This is a genomic window from Leucobacter luti (assembly GCF_019464495.1).
GTDB lineage: Bacteria > Actinomycetota > Actinomycetes > Actinomycetales > Microbacteriaceae > Leucobacter > Leucobacter luti_A.
This window is the reverse complement of record NZ_CP080492.1, coordinates 1,760,569-1,781,907: the sequence shown is the minus strand read 5'-3', so window position 1 is coordinate 1,781,907 and position 21,339 is coordinate 1,760,569. Positions and strand designations below refer to the sequence as shown.

The window sequence follows — 21,339 nt, the reverse complement described above, 5'->3', positions numbered from 1 at the left end:
ATGGTCCAGTGAATGAAACGCCTGCTGGACCGCATCCTGAACGCTCCACTTCGGGCGTTGGCCCGTGGCCTGGGGGCCGAGACGAGTGGCCGACAGAGGATCACTACGATCCGGAGCTGCTGGAACACGGTGACACTCGCAACGTCGTCGATAGATACCGCTACTGGAATATGCCTGCGATCGTTGCCGATCTCGACGAGCATCGTCACCCGTTTCATGTCGCTATTGAGAACTGGCAGCACGACATGAACATTGGATCGATCGTGCGGAGCGCGAACGCATTTGCAGCTGACACGGTGCACATCGTGGGGCGGCGCCGCTGGAACAAGCGCGGCGCAATGGTGACTGACCGCTACCAGCATGTCGAGCATCGAGAGGATGTCGATGCACTTGTGGAGTGGGCGGCTGCGGAAGGAATCCCGATCATTGCGATCGACAATGTGCCTGGCTGCGTGCCGATGGAGACGTTTGACTGGCCGGAGCGCTGCGTGATGCTGTTCGGTCAGGAGGGGCCGGGCCTCACCTCGGAGGCGATCGCGGCATCACAGGCAGTCGTCGAGATCACACAGTATGGATCGACGCGCTCGATCAATGCCTCGGCTGCTGCCGCGGTTGCGATGTTCAGCTGGGTGCAGCAACACTCTCCGCTGGTGCCGCGCAGTGGCCCCGTTACCGGGAACACTGCCTCGGCGTGAGCCGCGGGCCCGGCTAGCGCACGTCACGCCGCCAGCGGGTCGCCCAGCCGATCGCCACAGCGACAATGGCGTATGCCGCGAGCACTGCAAGTCCGCCCCAGATACCGAGGGGCTGCGCTGAAGCTGGCATTGTCGGATCCACGGTGGACATGCTGTTCATGACGCTCGCTCCGACGAATGAGTCGCTCGCGGCTCCCGGGAGAAATTTCGCGAGTTGCGCGCTCCAGTCCCAGAAGCTGGCTGCCATTCGCAGCACCGGTTCGATGAACTGCGTGAACACGAGTGTGAGGACGATGGCGAACGCTTGATTGCGCAGCAGCACGCCGACGCCGAAACCGATCACCGCCCAAATCGCGATCGCGCCGATGATTCGCGCGAGCAACGCGAGAGTGACGGTTGATCCGAGCATGGGATCGCCACCGGAGGCCCCGAATACTGAGGCAGCGGCGGCGACAGCGCCGATCACACCGATCAGGCCGAGCACGATTCCGATCCCGAGCAGCACGATGACCTTGCCGAGTAGCACGATTCCTCGCTTCGGCTCGTACGTAAACGCCAGCCCCAGCGTGCGATGGCGGATCTCACCTGTCGCCATGAGTGCTCCGAAGAGCAGCGGGATCACGTACCCAAATGTCGACACCGAGGAGTATGCGAGGTTTGCCGCGTCCTGGCTCGGGACGGCAATGCCGCCCATTTCGGAGGCCATGGAGCCAAACATAAACGCGAACACCGCAGCCATCATGGCGGAGTACCCGGCGAGCACGATGGCGAGTACCCACCAGAGCTTTGTCGCCCGGACCTTGCGCCACTCGGCAGAAATACTGCGGGCGAGCCGGTTCATGAGTGGGCTCCTTCGCTCAGGGTCGGCTGGTCGACGGCGGAGCCGCCATGGTGGGAGTCGACTCCGTCGATCAAGTCGAGGAAGCTCTGCTCGAGCCCGCCCTCTTCGATGCTGAGGTGGATCAGCGGGATCGCCGCAGCAAGGGCGATGACACCGACCGTATCCGGCTCAATGCCGGTGACCCGCATCGTATCTCCGCGGACACCGTGTACCTGGGCGCCAGCGGCCACCAGCGCGTGGCCGAGGCCGGTCTGATCTGCGGCGGCGACGAGCACGGTGCGCTCGCCGTTTCCACGCTGCAACTCTGCGAGTGTGCCAGTGAACGCGATCTCACCGCGGCGAATCACGACTACATCATCGACGGTCTGCTGCACCTCGCTGAGCAGATGAGACGACAGGAGGACGGTCTTGCCGCTGCTCGCGAGGTGACGCAGGAGCACGCGGATCCACCGGATCCCCTCGGGATCGAGGCCGTTGATCGGCTCGTCGAGCAGGATGACCTCTGGATCGCCGAGGAGGGCGGCTCCGAGCGCGAGTCGCTGTCGCATGCCGAGTGAGTACCCACCGGTCTTGCGATCCGCGGCATCGCTCATGCCCACGAGCTCGAGTACTTCGTCGACGCGGGGAGCTGGAACGCCGATCGCACGCCTGGCGATGTCGAGGTGCGCGCGCCCGGTGTGTGCGGCGTGAAAGTCAGCTGAGAGCGATGCGCCAACGGTGAGCCCGGGGCGTTCGAGATCACGGTAGGCGACGCCACCGATCGTGGCGGTGCCGCTGTCGGGCCGCACGAGCCCGAGGGTCATCGCGAGCGTGGTGGTCTTCCCCGAGCCGTTCGGCCCGAGGAACCCGGTGACGCGCCCCGGTTCAGCCGTAAAGCTGAGGGAGTTGACGGCGCGCACCTGGCCGAAGGACTTCGTGAGTCCGTCGATGCGTACGGCGTGGCCCATATGTGATCCTCTCTCGCATACCCGTTCAAATTAACCCTACAACAAGTAGAACTAATGGGGAGAGGAATGGGCATCGGAAGCGGGACGCGAGAGCCGCGCGGAGGGTCTAGTTGGTGAAGATGCCCGATACTTCGCTCAGGCTGTCGACGAGGTGCGATTTCAGCAGTGACTTCGCCGTCTCCACATCGAACTCGGCAATGGCCTGTGCGATCTCCTCGTGCTGGTGAATTGCTGAGCATCGCCGCGACTCCACCGCCTGGAACATCGCGATACCGATGCGCACCTGGCGATCGTGGATGGAGTTGTAGAGCTGTGCGAACTCCGTGTTGCCAGTGGCTCGGACGAGTGTCCAGTGAAACTCTTTATCGGTGAGGACCATATCGACAATGCGATCGGGATCGTCCTCATAGATTGAGCGCTGGCTCTCCACGAGGGCGAAGAGTCGCTCCGCGATTGGTACTTCATGCTCGCACACCCACTCAACGCCGTAACTCTCAAGTACCACGCGAGTTTGCGCCTGCTCGTGGATCGAGCGCAGGGTGATCTCTGACACGACGGCGCCGCGATGCGGGATCAGGCGGAGGAGCTGCTCGGATTGGAGCCGCGAGAACGCCTCTCGCACTGGTGTGCGAGAGACGCCGGTTGCGGCGGCGATCTCGTTCTCGGTGATAATGGACTGCGGCGCCAGCTCAAGGGTGACGATCAACTCTTTGAGATAGGAGTAAGCGTAGTCCGCCGCTTTCACCTCGGGCGGGCGCACGCCTGGCGGCAGCGGGGCCTTGGTGGACCAGCCGCCGAACCTGGCGTGCGCCACATCCGGGATGAACTGCATGCGTAGAGTCTATGCTCAGTGCTGCGGCGCGACCGCGAACTGCCGATTGTCCAAGCACGGGTTCGTTGCTCGCACCTGTTCGACTCGTGCGGCTCGCACCACGGCGATGGCGAACGACTCCTGTGCTTCGCCTGCTGAGGCGAGCGTCACTCCCAGTGGATCGATGATCTGGCTCTGCCCAGTGCAGTGCGGTCCGGTCTGGCCAGAAGCCGCGACGTACGCCGTGTTCTCGATCGCCCGCGCCCGCAGCAGTGTCTCCCAGTGCAGTTCCTTCATCGGCCCGACGGCCCACGCTGCGGGGTAGAGCAAGACATCGGCAGCATGGTCGATGAGCCAGCGCGCCATCTCGGGGAAGCGAAGGTCGTAGCACGTCGCTGCGCCAACGGTCACGCCATTGATCTCGAATGTGAGCGGAGACTCGGCCGGAGCTGCCTGCACGGTGTCAGATTCCCGGTAGCCGAAGGCGTCGTACAGGTGGATCTTGCGATAGGTGCCCGCCAGTTCCCCCGCATTGTTGAGATGCACCAGGGTGTTGAACGGGCGGGTGCTGTCGCTCGTTTCCGTAAAGCCGGCGACGACGTGCGTGTTCGCGCGCGCTGCGGCCTCGCTGAGCGCGGTGACGAACTCGCCAGTGAGCGGCTCGGAGTGTCCGCCCGTGCTGCTCCGCGCTGGGTCGGAGTACATGGCGTTCTCAGGGAGTACAACAAGATCGGCCTGCGCCCCCGCTGCTGCCACCAGCGACACCGCGATGTGCCGGTTCTGCGCGATATCCGTTGTGGCCGCGAACTGCGCGACGGCGAGACGAAACTCATTCATGATGCGACCTCGCTTGGCTCGAAGAACTTGGCTGCCCCGCTCCACTCGGACAGCATGCGCCCCGCGGTGATTTCAATCTTCTTGTCCGGCTCGGCGCTCTCCTTGGACTGGAGATCGGCCACGATGTCATCGATCTCGGCCTCCGTGAGCACTGCGATGCCATCGGAATCGGCAAAGATCGCGTCACCGGGCGTGACGACGACGCCGCCGACGGTGATGGGCACATTGATGGCCCCTTCAACTCCGAGGATGCGAGTGGTACGAGCCGAGACGCCGCGCGAGTACACCGGAAGCCCGAGTTCCAAGACTTCGTCGAAGTCGTTCATGGCGCCGGCCAAAATGACGCCCTCAGCGCCACGCGTTTGTGCCGTGAATGCGACCATGCCACCGAAGCTCGAACGCTCATCACCCGACTGTTCAACGACGAGGACGTCGCCTGGGCGAAGATGGTCGGCTGCCACGTGGAGCGCCGTTGAATCCATGTGGGGGAGGCGTACGGTGACTGCCGTACCGGCGAACTGAATCGGACGTCGGTTGGGAGTGAGGCCACGGATGAATCCAAAGTCCCGGAGGTGACCGAGCGTGGAGGTTTGGACCGTGAGGAGCGCGTGCCGTCGCTCTTCACGGATCTGTGGGGGCATGGGGCGGAATTCAAACATGAAGCGTGCCTTTCCGGCGGTGTTGCGCGAGAGCGCACACACCTCGTTGTGTGGTTGTGCGGGAGGAGACCAGGCCTGTCGCACGGATTGTGTACGTGTTGTATACACGTGCCATGCACAGTAGCAGGGGAGGGGTCGGAGCGGAACCCCCAGCTCGAATCTTGGCCAAGAAGCCCAGATCAAGTGGCATAAAGTTCTGACTCTGGCGGTGCGAGGTTGGTTGTAGCTCCACGCGGAGGGCTGAGAAATCAGGGCTTGCGCTATCTGAAGCTGCCGCGTATCGTCGCTCGAGACCAGGCTTGTTGACATGGGTCGCTGAGGCAGGGAAACCGCCCTCACTTCAAAGGAGAAGAACCATGTCACTACAGACTCGACTCGGCATGTCTGCCGTCATCGTTTCGGCCCTTGCGCTCTCCGCCTGTAGCGGCGGCGCCGCAAGCTCAGAGAACGCGAACCCGGACGCAGTAGAACTCAATGTCTTGGGCTACGCCGCGCTTTTCGAAGACCAGTACACGGCGGCGGTGATCGACAAGTTCAACGCCGCTCAAGACGACATCGTCGTGAACTTCGTGCCCTCACAGAACAGTGCCGAAATGCTGGGAAAGCTGCGGAGTGAATCGTCAGCCCCCACGGTCGATGTCGCGATTCTCGATGCTTCGGTGGCGCACACGGGCAACCAGGAGGGGCTCTTCTCCAAAGTCTCCGCGTCCGATGTGCCGAACCTGGCGAATGTCGTGGAACTCGGTCAGAGCGCAGATGGATATGGGCCCGCCGTCACGTTTGACAACCTCGTCGTGCTGTACAACACCGCTGAGGTGAAAACTCCACCGAAAGGCATCGCTGACCTCTGGGACGCCCCAGAGAACTCCGTGTCGATCCCCGCGCCACCGGACATCCAGGGACACACGCTCACGATCCTCACCGCCAACAACCTGGGTGTTGACTACCGCGATGGGATTGAACCGGCAGTGGAGAAACTGGCTGAGCTCGCACCGCTTGTCAACACCTGGGAGCCGGTGCCCGATGTCTACCAGCCCGTGATCTCTGGCACCTCACAGTACGGGGTCGGCTGGAACGCGCGTGCGCAGTACTTCGCAGAGGACTCCGACGGAGCGATGAGCGTGGTGCAGCCGGACGACGGCATCGGATTCCAGATCAACACGATCAACCTCGTCGAGGGCACAGAGAACGCCGAGGCGGCCAAGAAGTTCATGGACTACGCGCTCTCCTCAGAAGCTCAGCAGTCCTTTGCTGAGGCGCTCTTCTACGCTCCAGTGGTCTCCGGAGTCGAGCTCCCAGCAGACGTGTCGGACCGAGTGGCTGATTCTGCTGATCCCAACATCGTCGACATTGATTGGATCTGGCTCGCCGACGAACGCGATGCGTGGACTGAGCAGTGGCGACGCAGCGTGATCGGGGGATGATCGTGGCGGCATCGGTCAACTCCGAGTACCTGTCGATTCGAAATCTGCGGAAGACCTATCCAAAGACCACTGCCCCTGCTGTAAACGACGTCAACCTCGACGTCGAGCAGGGAGACCTTGTCGCCCTGCTCGGGCCCTCGGGGTGCGGGAAAACGACGACGCTGCGCATGGTCGCCGGCCTCCTCGAACCGACGTCGGGCCAGATCGTCGTGAACGGGCGCGACGTCGTTTCGACGCCCGTTCATAAGCGCGGCATGGGCATGGTGTTTCAGTCGTACGCTCTGTTCCCACACCTCACGGTGGAGGAGAACGTCGCCTTCGGGCTGCAGATGCATCGGGTACCGAAGGCCCAGGTGGGGCCGCGCACCCGCGAAGCGCTTGAAACCGTACAACTGGGACACCTTGCAGCACGCAAACCGGCGGAGCTCTCAGGTGGGCAGCAGCAGCGGGTCGCACTCGCGCGCGCGCTCGTGATCCACCCCACGCTGCTCTTACTCGACGAACCGCTCTCGAACCTCGACGCGAAGCTGCGCGACGCGATGCGGCGGGAGATTCGCAGTATCCAGCAGCAATCGGGCACCACCACGTTGTTCGTCACCCATGATCAGGACGAAGCACTCGATATGGCCGACCGGATTGCGATTCTCAACAACGGGGTGATTGAGCAGTACGATCGCCCAACTGCCATCTACGAGAGCCCCGCGACGAGATTCGTAGCGAACTTCGTCGGGAAGGCAAACTTTCTCAGCGTTGCCTCCGTCTCCCCGGAGGGCGCTGGTCGCTACAAGGTGGTGACCGAGCAGTTCGGAAGCTTCTCCGTCGCTGGTGCGCCGGGGGTCACATCGGGTGCATCTCTCGTGGTGCGACCGCACCGGGTTGATCTGGCGCCAACAGATGTCGGAGCGGGGTCTCTCCCGACGGCGCGCGGCAGAGTCGTCGCATCCAGCTACACAGGCAACGTGCGCAGTTATGACCTCCATCTCGACAGCGGGCAGGTGATGCGGGCAGACAAGCTCAGTTCGATCTCGGACGAGCTCCGAATCGGTGACGAGGTGTACGTGTCGTTCGAGCCCGGTGACGCTCACCTCGTGCCGGAAGAGTGAGGTGAGACCGATGACGGTATCGCACACCAATACTGAGTTCATCAGCATCGGGTTGAAATCGGACCGGGCACGGAACCGAGGCCGGTTCTCGGCCTACGGCCTCGTGCTTCCCGGAATCATCGGGCTGTTCGTGAGCTTCTTGCTGCCGCTGTTCGTCATGATTCGGATGTCGCTCAACGAGAACGGTTCGGGGGGCCAGCTCATTGAGTCGCTGACATTCGATTCGTATGGCTTTGCGCTTTCTGATCCCTTCTACTGGAAAGTGGTCGGGAACACCCTCCTGTTAGGCCTGGTGTGCGGACTCTCGGCCGTGGTGCTGTCCTATCCGATCGCCCTATTCCTGACCAAGACGACCTCGCGGTGGAAAGGAGTGCTGATGGCGCTCGCCATTGCGCCGCTCTTGACTTCGGCGGTGGCCCGCACCTTCGGGTGGATGGCATTGCTCGGAGACAAGGGTGTCATCAACGAGTCACTGCTCAGCTTTGGACTCATCAGCTCCCCGCTGCGATTGAGCAATAACTTCCTCGGCAGCTCGATCGCTCTCGTGGAGATTCTGATGCCGTACGCGATCCTCGCAATGATTTCGGGGTTCGGACGGATCAACAGCTCCCTCGAGGAAGCGGCAGGCTCGCTCGGAGCCTCGAAGCTGCGGGTGTTTCTGCGGGTGACGCTTCCGCTCTCGCTTCCTGGAGTGTTCACCGGTTTTCTGCTGGTGTTCGTGCTGGCAGTGAGCTCGTTTGTGACGCCGAAGCTGCTCGGGGGCGGGCGTGTCTTTGTCCTCGCGACGGAGGTCTACAGTGAGGCGACGCAGACGCTGAACTGGCCGCTCGCATCGGCGCTCTCGGTCATTCTGCTCGTGGTGTTCGGCGGCATTGTCGCCGTGTATCAGCGGCTCATCAAGCGATTCGAAGGGTGAACGGACCATGGCAAAAATACTCAACCGAATTGTCGTGACAGTCGTCTATCTGTTTCTGCTTGCGCCTATCATCGCAGTGGTACTGATTTCGTTCAACGACTCGAAAAGTCTCGCGATTGAGCTCGGTGCTCCTTCGTTCCAGTGGTACGAGAGCATTCTCGCGAACTCTGAGCTCATGGCCGGAGCTCAGGTGAGTCTCGTGACGGCAGTGGTGACGGCGATCGTGGTGCTGGCGCTCGGCGTTCCGGTCTCGCTCGCGATCGCGCGCTACGAGTTTCCGGGGAAAGCCGCAATCTCCGGGTTCTTCTTGTCGCCGTTGCTCGTCCCCGGGGTAGTGCTCGGCCTGGGCCTCCTGCTGGTGTTTCAGCCGGTGGGCCTCGTCGGGACATATCCCGGGATCGTGATCGCGCACTTTGGGGTCACGGTGCCGTACGTCATTCGTACGACGCTGTCGAGCCTGCTCACGAGTGACATGCGCTGTGAGGAAGCGGCGCGCGTGCACGGCGCAAACGCGGTGACGACATTCCGGCGGGTGACCCTCCCGATTATCGCCCCCGGCATTCTTGCTGGCGGCGTGATGGCGTTCATCATCTCGTTTGATGAGGCCGTCATCTCGCTGTTCGTTGCCGGCTCAGGGCACACCACTCTGCCGGTCGAAATGTTCCGGTACCTGCAGTACCGCTCGGATCCCGGGCTCGCAGCGCTGTCGGTGATCCTGATTGCGCTCTCAGTAGTGATCGTGCTCGTGATTGAGCGGGCGGTCGGATTGCGGAAGGTGGTGGGAAGCTAACCCGCGCTGAGTTGTCGTGATCCACACCGGCCGAGCTGGTGGCTCCGTGTGGGAGCCGCCGGCCCGGCCCGCGTGCGTTGTCGCTTCCAGCTTCTAGCTTCCCGTGCACCCAGTGAGCCCGGCTAGTGCCCGCCTCCGGAGTACGGTCCAGTCTCGGCCAGCCGCTTCATATGTGCTGGGAGTGCGAAGCGGGGATCGACGCCCGCGTCCTCACCCGTGACCAGCTGTGCTGCCCACTCGCCCAGCTTCGGCACGAACTTGAATCCGTGGCCGGAGAGCCCCGTCAGCGTCACGATCCGGCCGCTCGCGCTGCGGTCAACGACGGGGAGGCGATCCGGCGTGTATGCGCAGTGGTGCACGCTCTCGCGCACGGGCTCCGGGTTGATGCCGTTGAACAGCTCTGCCGCGCGCTGCCCGATCCGGATCAGTTCCTCGCGAGTATGGTGCGTCGGCACCTCAGCCACGTCGCGGAAGACCGGCCACTCCGGGTTCGTGCAGGCCTTGAACGCGTAGCCATCGAAGCTGGGGGCGCCGAAGAAGTGCACGGAGCCCGCGTCGCGCAGAAACGCTGGGAACTTGGCCGGAACGAACAGCGACGGATCCTTGGGCATAAACCAGGTCAGGCCGAGGACCTGAAGCCGGAGTAGTTCATTGAGCTCCGGGGAGAGCCGTGTCGACCAAGAGCCGGAAGCCACAACGACCGTCCGCGCCAACCACGCCCCCTGTGTGGTGCGCACCACAACACCGTTCCCCCGCTCCTCGATGTCGATGACGGGGGTGTTGAAGTGCAGTTCGGCGCCGTTGGCCTCGGCCAGATCCAGTGCGCTCATGATCGCGACCTCGGGCCGCAGGCCGCCGCCGTGCGCGTCGAGCAGGCCAACGTCTCCATCTTGAATGCGATGCTGAGGGAACTCAGCGCGCAATTCCTCGGTGCTCAGCATCCGATGCTCGAGATCGAACTCACGCACGGTGCCCTGCGCGGTGACGAGATCCGGGAAGCCCTCGGGTGCGATACTCAGTGCCCCGACCTCAGCGTAGATGTCGCGGCCCGACTCGCGCTCCAGTTCGCGCCAGAGCTCACGGGAGCGTTGGATCATGGGGACATAGGTGCCGCCCTCGTGGACCGCGGTGCGGAACACTCTCGACTCGCCAGCGTAGGAGCCGTGCGAGTGCACACGGCCATACTGCTCGATACCGACAACGCTGAGGCCCTCGCGCTTACTCAACTGCCACAGCGCCATGGCGCCTACGGCGCCGGCTCCGATGACGACAACGTCGGTCTGCTGCAGGTCCATGGGGTTCCTCTTTCTTGTGTGCTGATGCTTGGGGGCGCGAATCGCAGCGCCTAATTCCCCGGGAGTGCGAGGCGCGCTGCGTGCGGCAGCTAGGCCATTGCCGGGGTCTCCCACAGGTTCAGCTTTGTGCCGATCCCGTCGCGCACCGCGTTGCGGTATACCTGCGTTGCCCAGGCCACGTCTTCGACCGGCATGCCGCCGACCGAGTAGATGAACACCTCATCTTCATGTTGGCGCGCAGGGGTCTTCCCCTGGATGATTTCGCCGATGTCCTCGAACTGCTCGGGGCGCATGCGGCCGTCGCGCACCCGATCGAACAGGTGCATGCCCCAGATCCCGACGGTCTCGGAGGCGGGCGCCGGCAGCTCTTCGCCCCAGGCCTCATAGATTTTCCGTGCGTCGGCGACGTGACGGGACCGTGTGATGAGCGACTCATCGAGTGATAGGTGAGCCGAGCAGCAGATAAACGCCCCCGGCTTCACCCACTCGTCCTTGATGTGGGGGTAGTGTTTCGAGCCCGATGGGCTGGGCACCGCGACGCTCACGATGTCGGAGCCACGCACGGCAGCCTCCATATCGGCGACCTGCTCGATCGTGCTGATCTCAGGGAAGCGCTCTTGTGCCCAGCGGATGAATGCATCGATGCCCGCTTGGCCGCGGCCTGCAACCTTCACGGTGTCGATGCCGGGTCGTGTGGCCATGAATGACTCGAGGGAGGTGCGGTTCATGGGGCCGGGGCCAACGATACCGATCACGCGCGCGTCTTCGCGTGCAAGGTACCGAGCGCCAACGCCTGGGATCGCACCCGTGCGGTAGGCACTCAGCAGATTCGCCGACATGATCGCGAGCGGGGCGCCAGTGTCCTTGTCGCTGAGTGTAAACATCAGGATGGAACGGGGGAGGCCGCGCTGTTTGTTCTCGACGTTTGAGCCGTACCACTTGCAACCGGCCATCTGATAGTCGCCACCCAGGTAAGCGGGCATCGCCATGAATCGGCGATCCGGTCCGTCAACGGGCATGCCGGGGAAGAGCTCAGTTTCCGGGAAGTAGATCTGCGCGCCGTGCGAGTTGTTCTCGGTGCCCGCCATCCGGTAGTCGCCCGCGGCGAACAGTCCGAGCATGTCTGACATCGTGTCGACGCATGCCGCCATGTCGGTGACGCCAGCGCGGATCATGTCTGGCTCGCTGAGGTAGAGAAAGTCGATCTGGGTATCGGTCACGTCGGTGTGTCTCTTTCGCTTGGCTTCCCGAGCGACATCGCCCGGTGCGGGACCCGGCGGTGGGCCTCGCGAATAGCGTCAGCTTAAAACTATCCATTTGGATAGTCAAGTGTGAAGGGAAATTCGCGACGGGTGACCCCGAGGGGTCCCAGGGTGGCTGCTTCGCGCGTGCCGAAGCAGCCACCCTGGCAGTGACCCTGGTTGGTGGACACTCTCTAGTGGAGGAAGGTCTTTAGGCGAAAAAGGCGCAAGGCGTACACGCCTGAGTTCACAGACGAGGCCGTGAAGCTGGTGATGAACACCGGCCGGCCGGTCGCGCCTGTCGCTCGCGAGCTGGGCATTGTTGAGCAGACCCTGGGCAACTGGGTCAACGCACATACGGCCCGGCACGAAGCCAGTGCTAGCGCGTTGAACGGGACAGAACGGGCCGAGCTGGCCCGGCTGCGGAAAGAAAACGCGGACCTGAAGCTGGATCGGGCGTTCTCGAAAAAGCGCCACTCTTCTTCGCTCAGGAAGCGTCGGATGCGAACGGGAAGCGTTCAAGCTGATGCTGGCGGAGAAGAACAACTTCACGGTCGTGCGCACGGCACGGCTTTTGCGTGTGGCACGTTCTGGGTACTACGCCTGGCTGGGCCGCGGCCCGTCAACACGCACTCTCCGGCAGGAACGCATTGAGCAGAGAGTGGCATGGTTTCACGGTGAGTCTGACGCAGCGAACCGGGAATGGGACACCTGTGCGTTGAACCAGCTTTGGGCCGGCGACATCACCTATCTGCGCATTTGGGAAGCGTGGCTGCATTTAGTGACACTGGTCGACGCGCACTCGTGGCGGGTGACCGGTTGGGCCATTGATGAACAGCTGCATACCGATCTCGTAGAGCAGGCCCTGCAGATGGCAGTCACGCTCCGCGGAAGCTTGTCTGGCCAGGTCGTGTTCCACACTGACTGGGGCACCCAGTACGCATCGGCACAGGTCACCGCGTTCGCCGCGAGCAACGGCATTCCCCGCTCGATGGGGCGCACCGGCGTGTGCTGGGACAACGCGACGGCGGAATCGTTTTCGCGACTCTGAAAACCGAGTTCTATTGCCGCCGGATCTCGCCGACGAAACAGCGTGCCAAGCAAGCTGTTGGGGAATGGATCGAGGACCGCTACAACCGACGTCGCCGACACGCCTCGCTCGGCCAGGTCACCCCAGTCACTTTCGAGCTCCGATACTCAGATCAGACCGCGAAGTTACAACAAGCCGCATAACCCTGTTTCCACAAAACAGGGTCAAGGTCGACACACGCAGCAGGCAAGCACACCCAGACCGAACTTGCGGAACTCTTCGACATATCCCGCGCCACCGTCTACCGTGAACTCCAACGCACCCAAGCAACCAAAAGCGAGCTTTGATCGCTACGCCTCAACGGCAGAGCAACTCATTGGAGAACCGTGAACACGAATCCCGCCACCGCTCATTCAGAGACAGTCGAGCTCAAGCACGCCCGCGCTGAACTAGTCCGAGCAGCGCATGACCCAGGGGTTATCAACGTCTTGGCGTGCCGCGCGGGCAGGAGGGTCGGTGCGGCACTTGAAACCCCAGAATCGCTACTCGGAAAAGCGCACATTATCGACAAATACATCGCAGTTGACAACGCCAACAACCGCAATGAGATGCCGCACGAATATAGCTCGGTACCACCGGAGAAAGCCAAGCGTTCGTTCCTGCGCTCCTTCAAGGGCAGGCTTCCCCGCTAGACCATTCCCCGACGCATCGGCGGGTGAACGGCCTTCCGCGCTCGATTGAACTATCGAGCTATCACTGCAGCAGGTTCGACCCTATGCGGCGCTGAGCTCAACCCTCCTGCGGGGCCGATGGTCGCACCGACAGGGCTTCGTGGAGCCCTTGTGCAGCACCCTCAGCGACAGCAGCCCGAGCCCGAGTCTCAGCGGCCGCTCCAGCAGCAGCTTCGGTAGCAGCAATGGCCCTGGAAGCCTCATCTTCGAGCGCAGCAATTCGGGCGCGAAGCTCGGACGCTTCCGCTTCCGCGGTGCCCTCGCTTCTCCAAGCTCGCGTTCGACCCGCTCAATCTCCTCAGTAGGCCCGACCGCTCTTTTTCTTCCTGCACTCAGGCGCGCGGCCCACCCTTCCTGCTCGGTGTCGTGCTCAGACCTGGCGCGCTCGACAGTCGACCGCCCGATCGCATCAACGCGGGCGAGTACCTGGCTCGGGGCCTCGGGGATCTCGCGCGCTGCCGTCGCTTGCGCGTTCCACTCCCGTGCAGCGGTAGCAGCCACCGACATACTCACGCGCGCACGCGCTTGCACCGTGCGAGCCGTCACCGACGTACCCTCAGCAGCCAACACTGCTGGCAGCGAGATATAGACGGAAGTCAGCAAGTTGCAGAAAGAAGGCTCAAGCGCATACCCTCTTCAAAGGGGGGAAATTCACTACTCAAAGGAGAATGAGTGTTCAGGCAATCCCGCCCCTTTCAGCGGTTGGTGGCTATCACCGCAGCATTCACGATTGCAGCAGGTGGACTTCTTGTCGCCTCGACTTCAGCCATAGCTGTACCGCAGGATCCTTCTGACCCAAGTGTCGCCGCGCGAGACGTGCGCAACAGCGGAACCGCCTCTGAAGTGTTCGTAAATCGCCCGACAGCTTCGCTTGGAGGCGGAGGTAGTGCGGCAAATAGTCAGCTGAGTTCCGGGGTGTGGGTAGGCGCCAGTGCGAAAATCACTGTGAATCCCTACAACTGCTGGGCCCACACGGAGCGAGTTCACCGGAGCAAGGGACTTGCGTCAGTGCATGCCAGGAATTACAACTGCACCAAGAACCCCACGCTTAGCGTTGTAGGGACCGAAATCATGAAGAAGGGTTGGTTCGGTCAGTGGCATCGAATTGTCTACATGCAGAAAGAGAAAAAGACGAACAACAGAACACTTGATGTCAACGCGAAGAGCTACTGCTCGAATTTGTCGTTCCAGACCTATCGAGGCAACGGCTACCATCGGATCATGATTGGCAAGAAGAGCTACGTTGCGCGGACAAGTAGCGACAAAGAAACTAGGTTTGGGTGCAACGCAAACTGATAGTTCCTCTCGCCGTGCTTGTGATGGCTGTTGTCGGTGTCGGCGGTTGCGCTTCGTCTGGAACAGCCCAGGAAGGTATCGACGTGATCGAACAACAACCTCTGGTGGCAATGGGTGATGTGCCTCTAAGCGTGCCCACGCTTGCAATCAGCTCCTCGATGATTCCAGCCTACTCCTTGGACTGGAGTACATCGGAAGGGCACGAATCCATCGTGAGTGATGGAGAACGGCCAAAGGACGAGGTTGAAATCGGAAGTGATCGTGTTTCTTTCCGAATCTCCGCCCCTGAGCGCCCGCTAAGCCTGACCGTCCTAGTTTTCTCGGGAACAGTTGAGAGTGTCGACCCAACCTCCGACCCGGTCGAGCAATTTGATTGTCTGGAATCAGAAACCGCCTGTGAACTGAGCGACACAGAAACTGGGATGGAATTTTCGATCGATGCCAGTGGACTTCCTGAGGACTTTGTAGTGTCAATCTTCGTTGAGTACTACAAAGCTTCTGAACTGCCGACAGAGGATGGCTCAACAAATACTGTCGGGTGGGTCGCTGGAATTCGTCGCCAGTAAAGCGACGATTCTTTGTTCCCTAGAAGAGGAGGCATGTTTTGAACGTGAACCCGGAGCCTGAACTGGATCCTGTTGCAGTCCTCAATAGTCTTAGGCCGGTTGACAATGCGCTTTTGAGGTCTACTCGGATCCTCAGGAACCCGTCGGACGCTCCACTGCTGCTTGAACGGCTAGGCGAGCATCTTTCCGCAATATCTCAAGTTTGCGATCAGCTTGAGGTTTGGCACGGCTCTGCAACCGCTGGTCTCGAATTACGAGGAGATACCACTTCAAGCTTGGAAGCGTCACATGTGTTGGAAGATGCCGCCCAGGAGCTTCGCACAGCCATTGACTTGATCGATATCGCTCGGGCGCACAGCAGCAACGTTCGTTGGAACTTGCGAGTTTGAGCGGGCGCACGACGCCGCAGAATTGGCGAAGGTCTGGCTTACCCCGCACTAAATGACGAGGCTTGCGCCAGACCTTCGGTCAAGAGCAGTCTTCAATGCGGATTGGGGCTTTCACGTAGGCGCAGGCTATCGAGGTGAGGTGGCAGCTCGCGTGCACCTCACCTCGATAGCCGCTTACAGACGTGTGTAGATGTTCCAACACTCATTGAGGCTTGGGTTCAGCTGCTCTGGTTGAGATACCGCTGAGCCCGTTGAAGAATCCAACGCCCATCGCCAGCGTCAGGTGCGTCTTCTAATACTGGTTCCAAGCGGCACGTAGCGCACTGTCGTTCCATTGTGACGGAACGTAATTTCCAAGTAGTTTGTCACGTTGATCGGAAGCCCCTCCGAGTTGGGCCTCCAGGGCTCATCTGTTTTCTCCACGGCTACGCGCGCAGTGTTCGCCGTGTTGATCAATACACACTGTCGAGTGTTCACTTCTGTGAGACGCTTCAGTGCCATAACATCTGGATTCCTCCTTGCGAGGTGAAATTTACACGCAACCTAGTTTCACTGATCTGTGGGTTTTGTCGTTCGGTGGCGCTGATTTCACATCTTTGAATGGCAGGGTCAGGTGCCGATGACGAGGGTGCTGACGGCTGCTTCGATCACTTCGTCGGTGATGGTTTCGAGCTCGTTGATTTTCAGGATCCTGGGGATCTGCGGGAAGAGTCGTTCGAGGAATCGAAAGTTGCCGCGGGTGATGCGGTCGACAGCGACGATGGCATGCGCGTCTGTGAAGTCTTCGGGGTCGAGCGTGCGTCCGAGTCTTTTCCAGTGTCTGGTGAGCACGAATAGCAGTTCGTCGCGGCCGAGGATTCGGTGTCGGTGCGAGAAGCCGAGTCGACTGTGGAGTTGGGGGTAGTGCCGAAAACGCTGATCGATCCCGGGCATTCCGATCAGGACTATGGCGGTGTGCTGCCGGTCGTGTCGATCTCGGAGTACCTCGAGTGCGGTTGCGGTGAGTCTCTCTGCCTCATCATTGATGATGATGCCACCCCAGTCACTTTCGAGCTGAGATAGTCAGACCAGACCGCGAAGCTACAACAAGCCGCATAACCCTGTGTTCACAAAACAGGGTCAAGGCTACCTGGGCTCTTTGGGGTGTGACCGTTGTGCGGCTACGCCGGGTGGGAACCCGCGTTGGCCGGGTTGGAGAGTGTCAAGTGCGAGGTCCTGAGCGGGGCACCCACAAGTGCTTTCTGAATCTGACTATTGTCTCCGGGCATCATCTGCGACAACGAGTTCGTCATCGATTGGCGTGCTACTCAGGCAGAACCTCGCCAGACTTCCCCACATGCTTGAGGGATTCTCGCCATCCGGTAGTGCGGATCGAGGGGCTGAACGTCCTTTCAGCCAAACTTCATCCCCGGCTGTCACAACATCGCCGCCTGGCAGCTGGATACTGTCCTCCGGTGTCTCAACCCGCTGGCTTCCGGGCGGCCATACAACCCAGCGCTCAGCTCCTGAGTCGGTTGAGATGGGGAGACATCCAGTTCCTTGATCAACAATTCTCCCAGAGAACTCCTCCAGTTTCCCCTCCTGTGGAGGGAAGCCGTCTGCGCCCACTGGGGTATTACCGGCAGTGTCACTGCTGCACCCGGCGGAGAACATGATGATCCCTACTGCCGTGATCGCGAACACTGGGTACGTGAGTCTACTGCGGCGCATGGTTCCTTCTCTTCCGGTGAAGTGAGCTGGCCACGAGCGCGGTGGCAGAGACTCCCGCGATTCCAATTCCTAGGGTCAGTAGCGGGTCGAATTCTCGGTGTCCGCGCAACTGTTCGGCATAGGAGAATCCACCAATCATCCCAGTATTTCCGGGTCCTCTGACGATGTTCAACACGAATGAGTGAAGTGTCCTGCCTGTAATTCAAACGATGGGTGATATCAGCAACGCACACGGTGAGAGTTGAGTGTTGCGACCTGCGGCCCGGAAACCTGTTCGGGGCATAGTGCGAAGGCCGAATGAAGCGGCCGGTCCCCGCTCGCTCGGATCAGGATGCCGAAGGCGCGGGCTGTATGCCGGGCCGGCCCGCGTCGCCGGGCGAGAGAAGATCGTGCTCGATAAGGTTCGAGGGGTCCCAGGCGGCTGCTTCGGGTACACCGAAGCAGCCCTGTCGGGTACCTCGGAGGTGTGCTCGGGGAGTGGTCTAGGGGTGGATGGGGCTAGCGGGGCGATCCGGCCGCGGCCACGAGCTGCCTGATCCGGCGCACTGCGGGGGTGACGTCCTCGGAGATGATGAGCTGCTTAAACACAATGCCGTCGAGTGCGAACCAGATCAGCTCAGTGAGATCGGCATCGTCAACGCCGAGCCTGGCGAGCTGGCGCGAGATCGCGTCGCGGTACGCGCGATAGTGCAGCTCCGCGAGCGGGCGCAGCTCAGGCCTGCGGCGGCTTTCCAGGAGCAGTTCGTACTGGAACGACTGAATGCTCGCCTCACGATCGGCGAGCGATTCGATGCCGCCGGCGAACTCGTCCGGGGTCAGCGCATCGTTCAGCATGTTCGAATCGCGCAGGCTCGTGTGGATCGCGTACTCCATCGCCTCAGCCACGAGCTGATCTCGCGTGCCGAAGTGGTGCCGCACGAGCCCGTGTGACACCCCGGCTTCGGTAGCGACCGCACGGTAGGTCAGTGCCCGCAACCCTCCCGCGGCCACGACGACGACAGTAGCGCGGAGCAGGGCGGTGCGCCCGGACACGTCCTTCATGTTCTCGAGCGTACGCGAGCGGGCAGCAGCGAGGCGCCACCGAAGCTAGAACCCGCCCACCACGATGTCCGATTTCCGCGTGCGTCGCGGCATCGGGCGCGGAAGAATAGACCCGTGCCCATCACCGAAACCACCCTCACGCTCGACTTCGACGCCTGCTACCGCGCGGCGTCGGGTCGCGACGCGCGCTGGGACGGCCGGGTCTACCTCGGGGTCACGAGCACCGGAATCTACTGCCGCCCATCGTGCCCGGCGCGCAAGCCGAAGCCCGAGAACTGCCGCTTCTTCGGCACGGCTGCTGCGTGTGTCGCTGCCGGGTTCCGCGCCTGCAAGCGCTGCCGCCCCGACGCAGTGCCAGGTACCCGCGACTGGGACGCCCGCGGCGACCTCGTGGCGCGCGCGGTGCGGCGGATCCGCGACGGCGCCATCGACTCCTCAGGCGTCGCCGGCCTCGCAAGCGAACTCGCGGTCAGCGAGCGCCACTTGCGCCGCATGCTGCTCGACGGGATCGGCGCAACACCGCTGCAACTCGCCCGCACCCGCAGAGCGCATGCTGCCCGCGCACTCATCGAACAGACGGATCTCTCGCTCGCCGATGTCGCGTTCGCGGCGGGTTTCGGCAGCGTGCGCCAGTTCGGCGACACCATGCGCGAGGAGTTTGGGGTCGCACCGTCGGAGCTTCCCCGGCGGGGTCCTGGATCGCACGGTGCAGGATCGCGCGGTGCTGGATCGCGCAACACCGAATCCGCCACCCCCGTTTCTGGAGACCCCGTCTCTGATGAGCGCCCCCGAATCCCGCTCCGCCTCCGCACCCGCGCTCCATTCGACCCGGGTGCCATGCGCGCCTTCCTGCTGGCGCACGCAATTCCGGGCCGCGATCAGGTCAGTAGCGCAGGAACCACCGGCACTCCCGATGTCACTGGAATCACCGCTCACGCCGTCGACGTGCCTGGCGGCACCGCAGTCGTCCGCATTGACTGGGATGAGATCCCCACTGTGGCTCAGCAGGCCGGAGCACATACCGTCGGCATCCCCGTCGTGCTTACACTGCCGGAGCTCGCGGACACGATGCCGGCGATCCAGAAGGTGCGTCGCATGCTCGACCTCGACGCCGATCCCGGCCAGATCGCCGAGGCGTTTTCGGCGGATCCACTCCTCGCCCCCTTGCGTGCTGCGCGCCCCGGCCTGCGGCTGCCGGGAGCGCGGGATCCGCACGAGTTCGCGCTCGCGACCGTGCTCGGTCAGCAGGTGTCGCTCGCGGCGGCACGCACGCTGCAGGGTCGGCTTGCAGCGGCGTTTACGGGACCGGGGCCGGGCGCTTCGGGGGTGAGTGCAGCTGGCGCAGGATCCGGACCAGCCGATCCTGCGCCAGCGTTCCTCCCGCGCGTCGACGTCACCCGTATCGCCACCCGCACCGCAGCAGAGCTGCAGACTGAGCTGCGGATCACCGGGGCGCGCGCCGAGACACTGCGCGCGCTCGCCGCAGCACTCGCTGGCGGCCTCGACCTCGGCCCTGGCGCGGATCGGGATCGGGCACGCGCCGAGCTTGCCGCGATCCGGGGCGTTGGGCCGTGGACCGTTGAACTCATCGCGATGCGTGCGCTCGGCGATCCGGATGCGTACCCGGCGGGCGATCTGATCCTGCGCCGCGCGCTCGGTGTCGAGAAGCCGCGCGACGCCGAACTGCTTGCTGAATCATGGCGCCCGTTCCGCGGCTACGCCACACAGCACCTCTGGGCCGACTTCCTCGCGGAAGCCGCACGAAAGGACACGAAATGACCGCCGCAACTCGGGGCTCACAGGAGGCCATGCTGGGCCAGCACGCTCCGCTCGCCCACGCCGTGATTGAAATCGTTGGCCACCCGTTCCGCGTGATCTGGACGCCGGAAGACGGGGCCGTACGCGCCGCCGGTTTCGCGACCGCGGCGGATCCGACGGCCGATAGCCTCGTCGAGCGCCTTGCGCGACTCGACCCCGCGTTGGCAGCGCGTGGGCTGGCCGCAGCACCGGATCCGGCCGGCCCGATTGGTGACGCCCTGCGCGCCTACGCCGCAGGAGACACAGAAGCGGTCGAAGCGATCCACGTCGCCCAGCCGGAGACCCCGTTCCGGGGCGAGGTGTGGCGCGCGCTGCGCGGAGTTGCCGCTGGAGAGGCCGTGACCTACACGGAACTCGCGGGACGCGCGGGACGGCCGACCGCGGTGCGGGCAGCGGCCTCGGGTTGCGCCAACAACCTGGTCGCGCTCATCGTGCCGTGCCACCGGATCGTGCGCACTGACGGCGGGCTTGGCGGCTACCTGTTTGGGGTGGACATCAAGGAGCGGCTGCTGCGCCACGAGGGTGCGATCGGCTAGCGTCTTTTGGCGCCCTGCCAGGGGCGGGGCGATACGGTAGAGACCATGTTGCCTCGCACACTGTTCCGGATCTTTGCGTTTGCCGAACTCGTGACCTGGGCGGGACTGATCACCGCACTCATCCTCCGCGGCACCGGCGTGACGGACTCGCTGGTGAGCGTCGCGGGTGGTGTGCACGGCTTCGTGTTCCTCGCCTACTGCGTGGTCACAGTGTTCGTGTGGGTGAACCAGAAGTGGAAGGCGGGGGTCGGCGTTCTCGGACTCGTTTCAGCCGTCGTGCCGTTCGCGACGCTCCCGTTCGAGCTCGCGATCGACAAGCGCGGCCTGCTTACCGGTGAGTGGCGGCTGGCGCCGGGCCGCGACGAGCCGCGCGGCTTCATCGAGCACGTACAGGCGTGGGTACTGCGGCACCCGATCCTCGCCCTGATCGTGCTGCTCGTTGGTGTTACCGCGGTGTTCACGCTGCTGCTGTGGCTGGGCCCGCCGGTTCCGAAGGCGTAGCGCCGGGGAGCACCGCGCTGGAGCCCCCAGTGCGGCCGGCGTGGAGGGAACGGTGCCCAGCTCGCCGATGCTGAATTTGCGAGCGCAGCGCAAACTCAATCAATCGATTGAGTCGGTCGAGCGACGTGCCCCGTAGCGTCGAGAGTGACTCCATCCGCGCTG

22 protein-coding genes and 2 pseudogenes are annotated in these 21,339 nt (G+C 62.8%); 15 read left to right on the top strand and 9 right to left on the bottom strand.

Features of this window, described 5'->3' with window-relative positions:
* The first annotated feature begins 8 nt into the window (after positions 1-8).
* Positions 9-695 carry a TrmH family RNA methyltransferase gene (locus tag K1X41_RS08010; RefSeq protein ID WP_220174343.1) on the top strand — a complete coding sequence of 229 codons (687 nt, stop codon included), beginning with the start codon at positions 9-11 and terminating at the stop codon, positions 693-695.
* Between the two features lie 13 nt (positions 696-708).
* Here K1X41_RS08010 and K1X41_RS08005 read toward each other — a convergent pair whose 3' ends face one another.
* From K1X41_RS08005 to K1X41_RS07985, 5 genes are all read right to left on the bottom strand, one after another.
* A complete protein-coding gene (locus tag K1X41_RS08005; protein ID WP_133617153.1) occupies positions 709-1,536 on the bottom strand; it encodes an ABC transporter permease in 828 nt (275 codons plus the stop codon).
* Entirely contained in the window at positions 1,533-2,483 is a 951-nt protein-coding gene (locus tag K1X41_RS08000) for an ATP-binding cassette domain-containing protein (RefSeq protein WP_220174342.1), read from the bottom strand. Before K1X41_RS08000 ends, K1X41_RS08005 begins: the two co-directional genes overlap by 4 nt.
* A 106-nt stretch (positions 2,484-2,589) precedes the next feature.
* Positions 2,590-3,315: a GntR family transcriptional regulator gene (locus tag K1X41_RS07995; protein WP_133617155.1), complete on the bottom strand. Its 726-nt coding sequence runs from the start codon at positions 3,313-3,315 to the stop codon at positions 2,590-2,592.
* A 15-nt stretch (positions 3,316-3,330) separates the two neighbouring features.
* The gene (locus K1X41_RS07990; protein WP_220174341.1) at positions 3,331-4,131 is read right to left on the bottom strand and encodes a carbon-nitrogen hydrolase family protein; all 801 of its coding nucleotides are present in this window, start codon (positions 4,129-4,131) and stop codon (positions 3,331-3,333) included.
* On the bottom strand, positions 4,128-4,772 hold the full coding sequence (locus K1X41_RS07985) for an RraA family protein (RefSeq protein ID WP_243642945.1): 645 nt from the start codon (positions 4,770-4,772) through the stop codon (positions 4,128-4,130). Before K1X41_RS07985 ends, K1X41_RS07990 begins: the two co-directional genes overlap by 4 nt.
* A gap of 374 nt (positions 4,773-5,146) precedes the next feature.
* Here K1X41_RS07985 and K1X41_RS07980 point away from each other — a divergent pair, with 374 nt between their 5' ends.
* Genes K1X41_RS07980 through K1X41_RS07965 form a run of 4 tightly spaced genes read left to right on the top strand, consistent with a single transcriptional unit; the run spans position 5,147 to position 9,023 of the window.
* Positions 5,147-6,214, top strand: a complete 1,068-nt coding sequence (locus K1X41_RS07980) for an extracellular solute-binding protein (RefSeq protein WP_133617157.1) — start codon at positions 5,147-5,149, stop codon at positions 6,212-6,214.
* Positions 6,187-7,317: an ABC transporter ATP-binding protein gene (locus K1X41_RS07975; RefSeq protein ID WP_243736085.1), complete on the top strand. Its 1,131-nt coding sequence runs from the start codon at positions 6,187-6,189 to the stop codon at positions 7,315-7,317. Before K1X41_RS07980 ends, K1X41_RS07975 begins: the two co-directional genes overlap by 28 nt.
* A 10-nt stretch (positions 7,318-7,327) precedes the next feature.
* On the top strand, positions 7,328-8,233 hold the full coding sequence (locus tag K1X41_RS07970) for an ABC transporter permease (RefSeq protein ID WP_220174340.1): 906 nt from the start codon (positions 7,328-7,330) through the stop codon (positions 8,231-8,233).
* A gap of 7 nt (positions 8,234-8,240) precedes the next feature.
* A complete protein-coding gene (locus tag K1X41_RS07965) occupies positions 8,241-9,023 on the top strand; it encodes an ABC transporter permease (RefSeq protein ID WP_132205932.1) in 783 nt (260 codons plus the stop codon).
* 122 nt (positions 9,024-9,145) lie between these two features.
* Here the strand turns inward: K1X41_RS07965 and solA are convergent, their stop codons facing one another.
* Complete coding sequence (gene solA / locus K1X41_RS07960; RefSeq protein WP_220174339.1) at positions 9,146-10,318, bottom strand: N-methyl-L-tryptophan oxidase; 1,173 nt, start codon at positions 10,316-10,318, stop codon at positions 9,146-9,148.
* A gap of 89 nt (positions 10,319-10,407) precedes the next feature.
* On the bottom strand, positions 10,408-11,538 hold the full coding sequence (locus K1X41_RS07955) for a tyramine oxidase subunit B (RefSeq protein ID WP_132205936.1): 1,131 nt from the start codon (positions 11,536-11,538) through the stop codon (positions 10,408-10,410).
* A gap of 282 nt (positions 11,539-11,820) precedes the next feature.
* On the opposite strand from K1X41_RS07955, the gene K1X41_RS16230 reads away from it, so the two are divergent.
* From K1X41_RS16230 to K1X41_RS07930, 7 genes and pseudogenes are all read left to right on the top strand, one after another.
* Positions 11,821-12,213, top strand: coding sequence for a transposase (locus K1X41_RS16230; protein WP_463674513.1), 393 nt, complete (start codon positions 11,821-11,823; stop codon positions 12,211-12,213).
* Positions 12,214-12,220: 7 nt separating this feature from the next.
* Positions 12,221-12,610, top strand: coding sequence for a transposase (locus K1X41_RS16225; RefSeq protein ID WP_463674512.1), 390 nt, complete (start codon positions 12,221-12,223; stop codon positions 12,608-12,610).
* Positions 12,568-12,792 carry an IS3 family transposase gene (locus K1X41_RS16220; RefSeq protein ID WP_463674511.1) on the top strand — a complete coding sequence of 75 codons (225 nt, stop codon included), beginning with the start codon at positions 12,568-12,570 and terminating at the stop codon, positions 12,790-12,792. Before K1X41_RS16225 ends, K1X41_RS16220 begins: the two co-directional genes overlap by 43 nt.
* A 63-nt stretch (positions 12,793-12,855) precedes the next feature.
* A pseudogene (locus K1X41_RS07945) lies at positions 12,856-12,936 on the top strand (hypothetical protein); the annotation flags it as partial.
* Between the two features lie 39 nt (positions 12,937-12,975).
* Positions 12,976-13,281, top strand: a complete 306-nt coding sequence (locus tag K1X41_RS07940; protein ID WP_220174338.1) for a hypothetical protein — start codon at positions 12,976-12,978, stop codon at positions 13,279-13,281.
* A gap of 1,152 nt (positions 13,282-14,433) precedes the next feature.
* The gene (locus K1X41_RS07935; protein ID WP_220174337.1) at positions 14,434-14,616 is read left to right on the top strand and encodes a hypothetical protein; all 183 of its coding nucleotides are present in this window, start codon (positions 14,434-14,436) and stop codon (positions 14,614-14,616) included.
* Positions 14,601-15,182: a hypothetical protein gene (locus K1X41_RS07930; protein WP_220174336.1), complete on the top strand. Its 582-nt coding sequence runs from the start codon at positions 14,601-14,603 to the stop codon at positions 15,180-15,182. The genes K1X41_RS07935 and K1X41_RS07930 overlap by 16 nt, the downstream gene beginning before the upstream one ends.
* 998 nt (positions 15,183-16,180) lie before the next feature.
* On the opposite strand, the pseudogene K1X41_RS07925 reads toward K1X41_RS07930, so the two are convergent.
* Together K1X41_RS07925 and K1X41_RS07920 are read right to left on the bottom strand one after the other, a co-directional pair.
* Positions 16,181-16,603: pseudogene (locus tag K1X41_RS07925) on the bottom strand (TniB family NTP-binding protein); the annotation flags it as partial.
* Between the two features lie 1,176 nt (positions 16,604-17,779).
* Positions 17,780-18,322 (bottom strand): TetR/AcrR family transcriptional regulator, encoded by a 543-nt coding sequence (locus K1X41_RS07920; protein WP_220174335.1) that lies wholly within the window; start codon positions 18,320-18,322, stop codon positions 17,780-17,782.
* A gap of 114 nt (positions 18,323-18,436) precedes the next feature.
* Here K1X41_RS07920 and K1X41_RS07915 point away from each other — a divergent pair, with 114 nt between their 5' ends.
* From K1X41_RS07915 to K1X41_RS07905, 3 genes are read left to right on the top strand one after another with little or no spacing between them, the layout of a single operon-like run.
* Positions 18,437-20,101 carry a DNA-3-methyladenine glycosylase 2 family protein gene (locus tag K1X41_RS07915; protein WP_220174334.1) on the top strand — a complete coding sequence of 555 codons (1,665 nt, stop codon included), beginning with the start codon at positions 18,437-18,439 and terminating at the stop codon, positions 20,099-20,101.
* Complete coding sequence (locus tag K1X41_RS07910) at positions 20,098-20,676, top strand: methylated-DNA--[protein]-cysteine S-methyltransferase (protein ID WP_220174333.1); 579 nt, start codon at positions 20,098-20,100, stop codon at positions 20,674-20,676. Before K1X41_RS07915 ends, K1X41_RS07910 begins: the two co-directional genes overlap by 4 nt.
* Before the next feature lie 45 nt (positions 20,677-20,721).
* A complete protein-coding gene (locus tag K1X41_RS07905; RefSeq protein ID WP_133617161.1) occupies positions 20,722-21,177 on the top strand; it encodes a DUF3817 domain-containing protein in 456 nt (151 codons plus the stop codon).
* Positions 21,178-21,339: the final 162 nt, after the last annotated feature.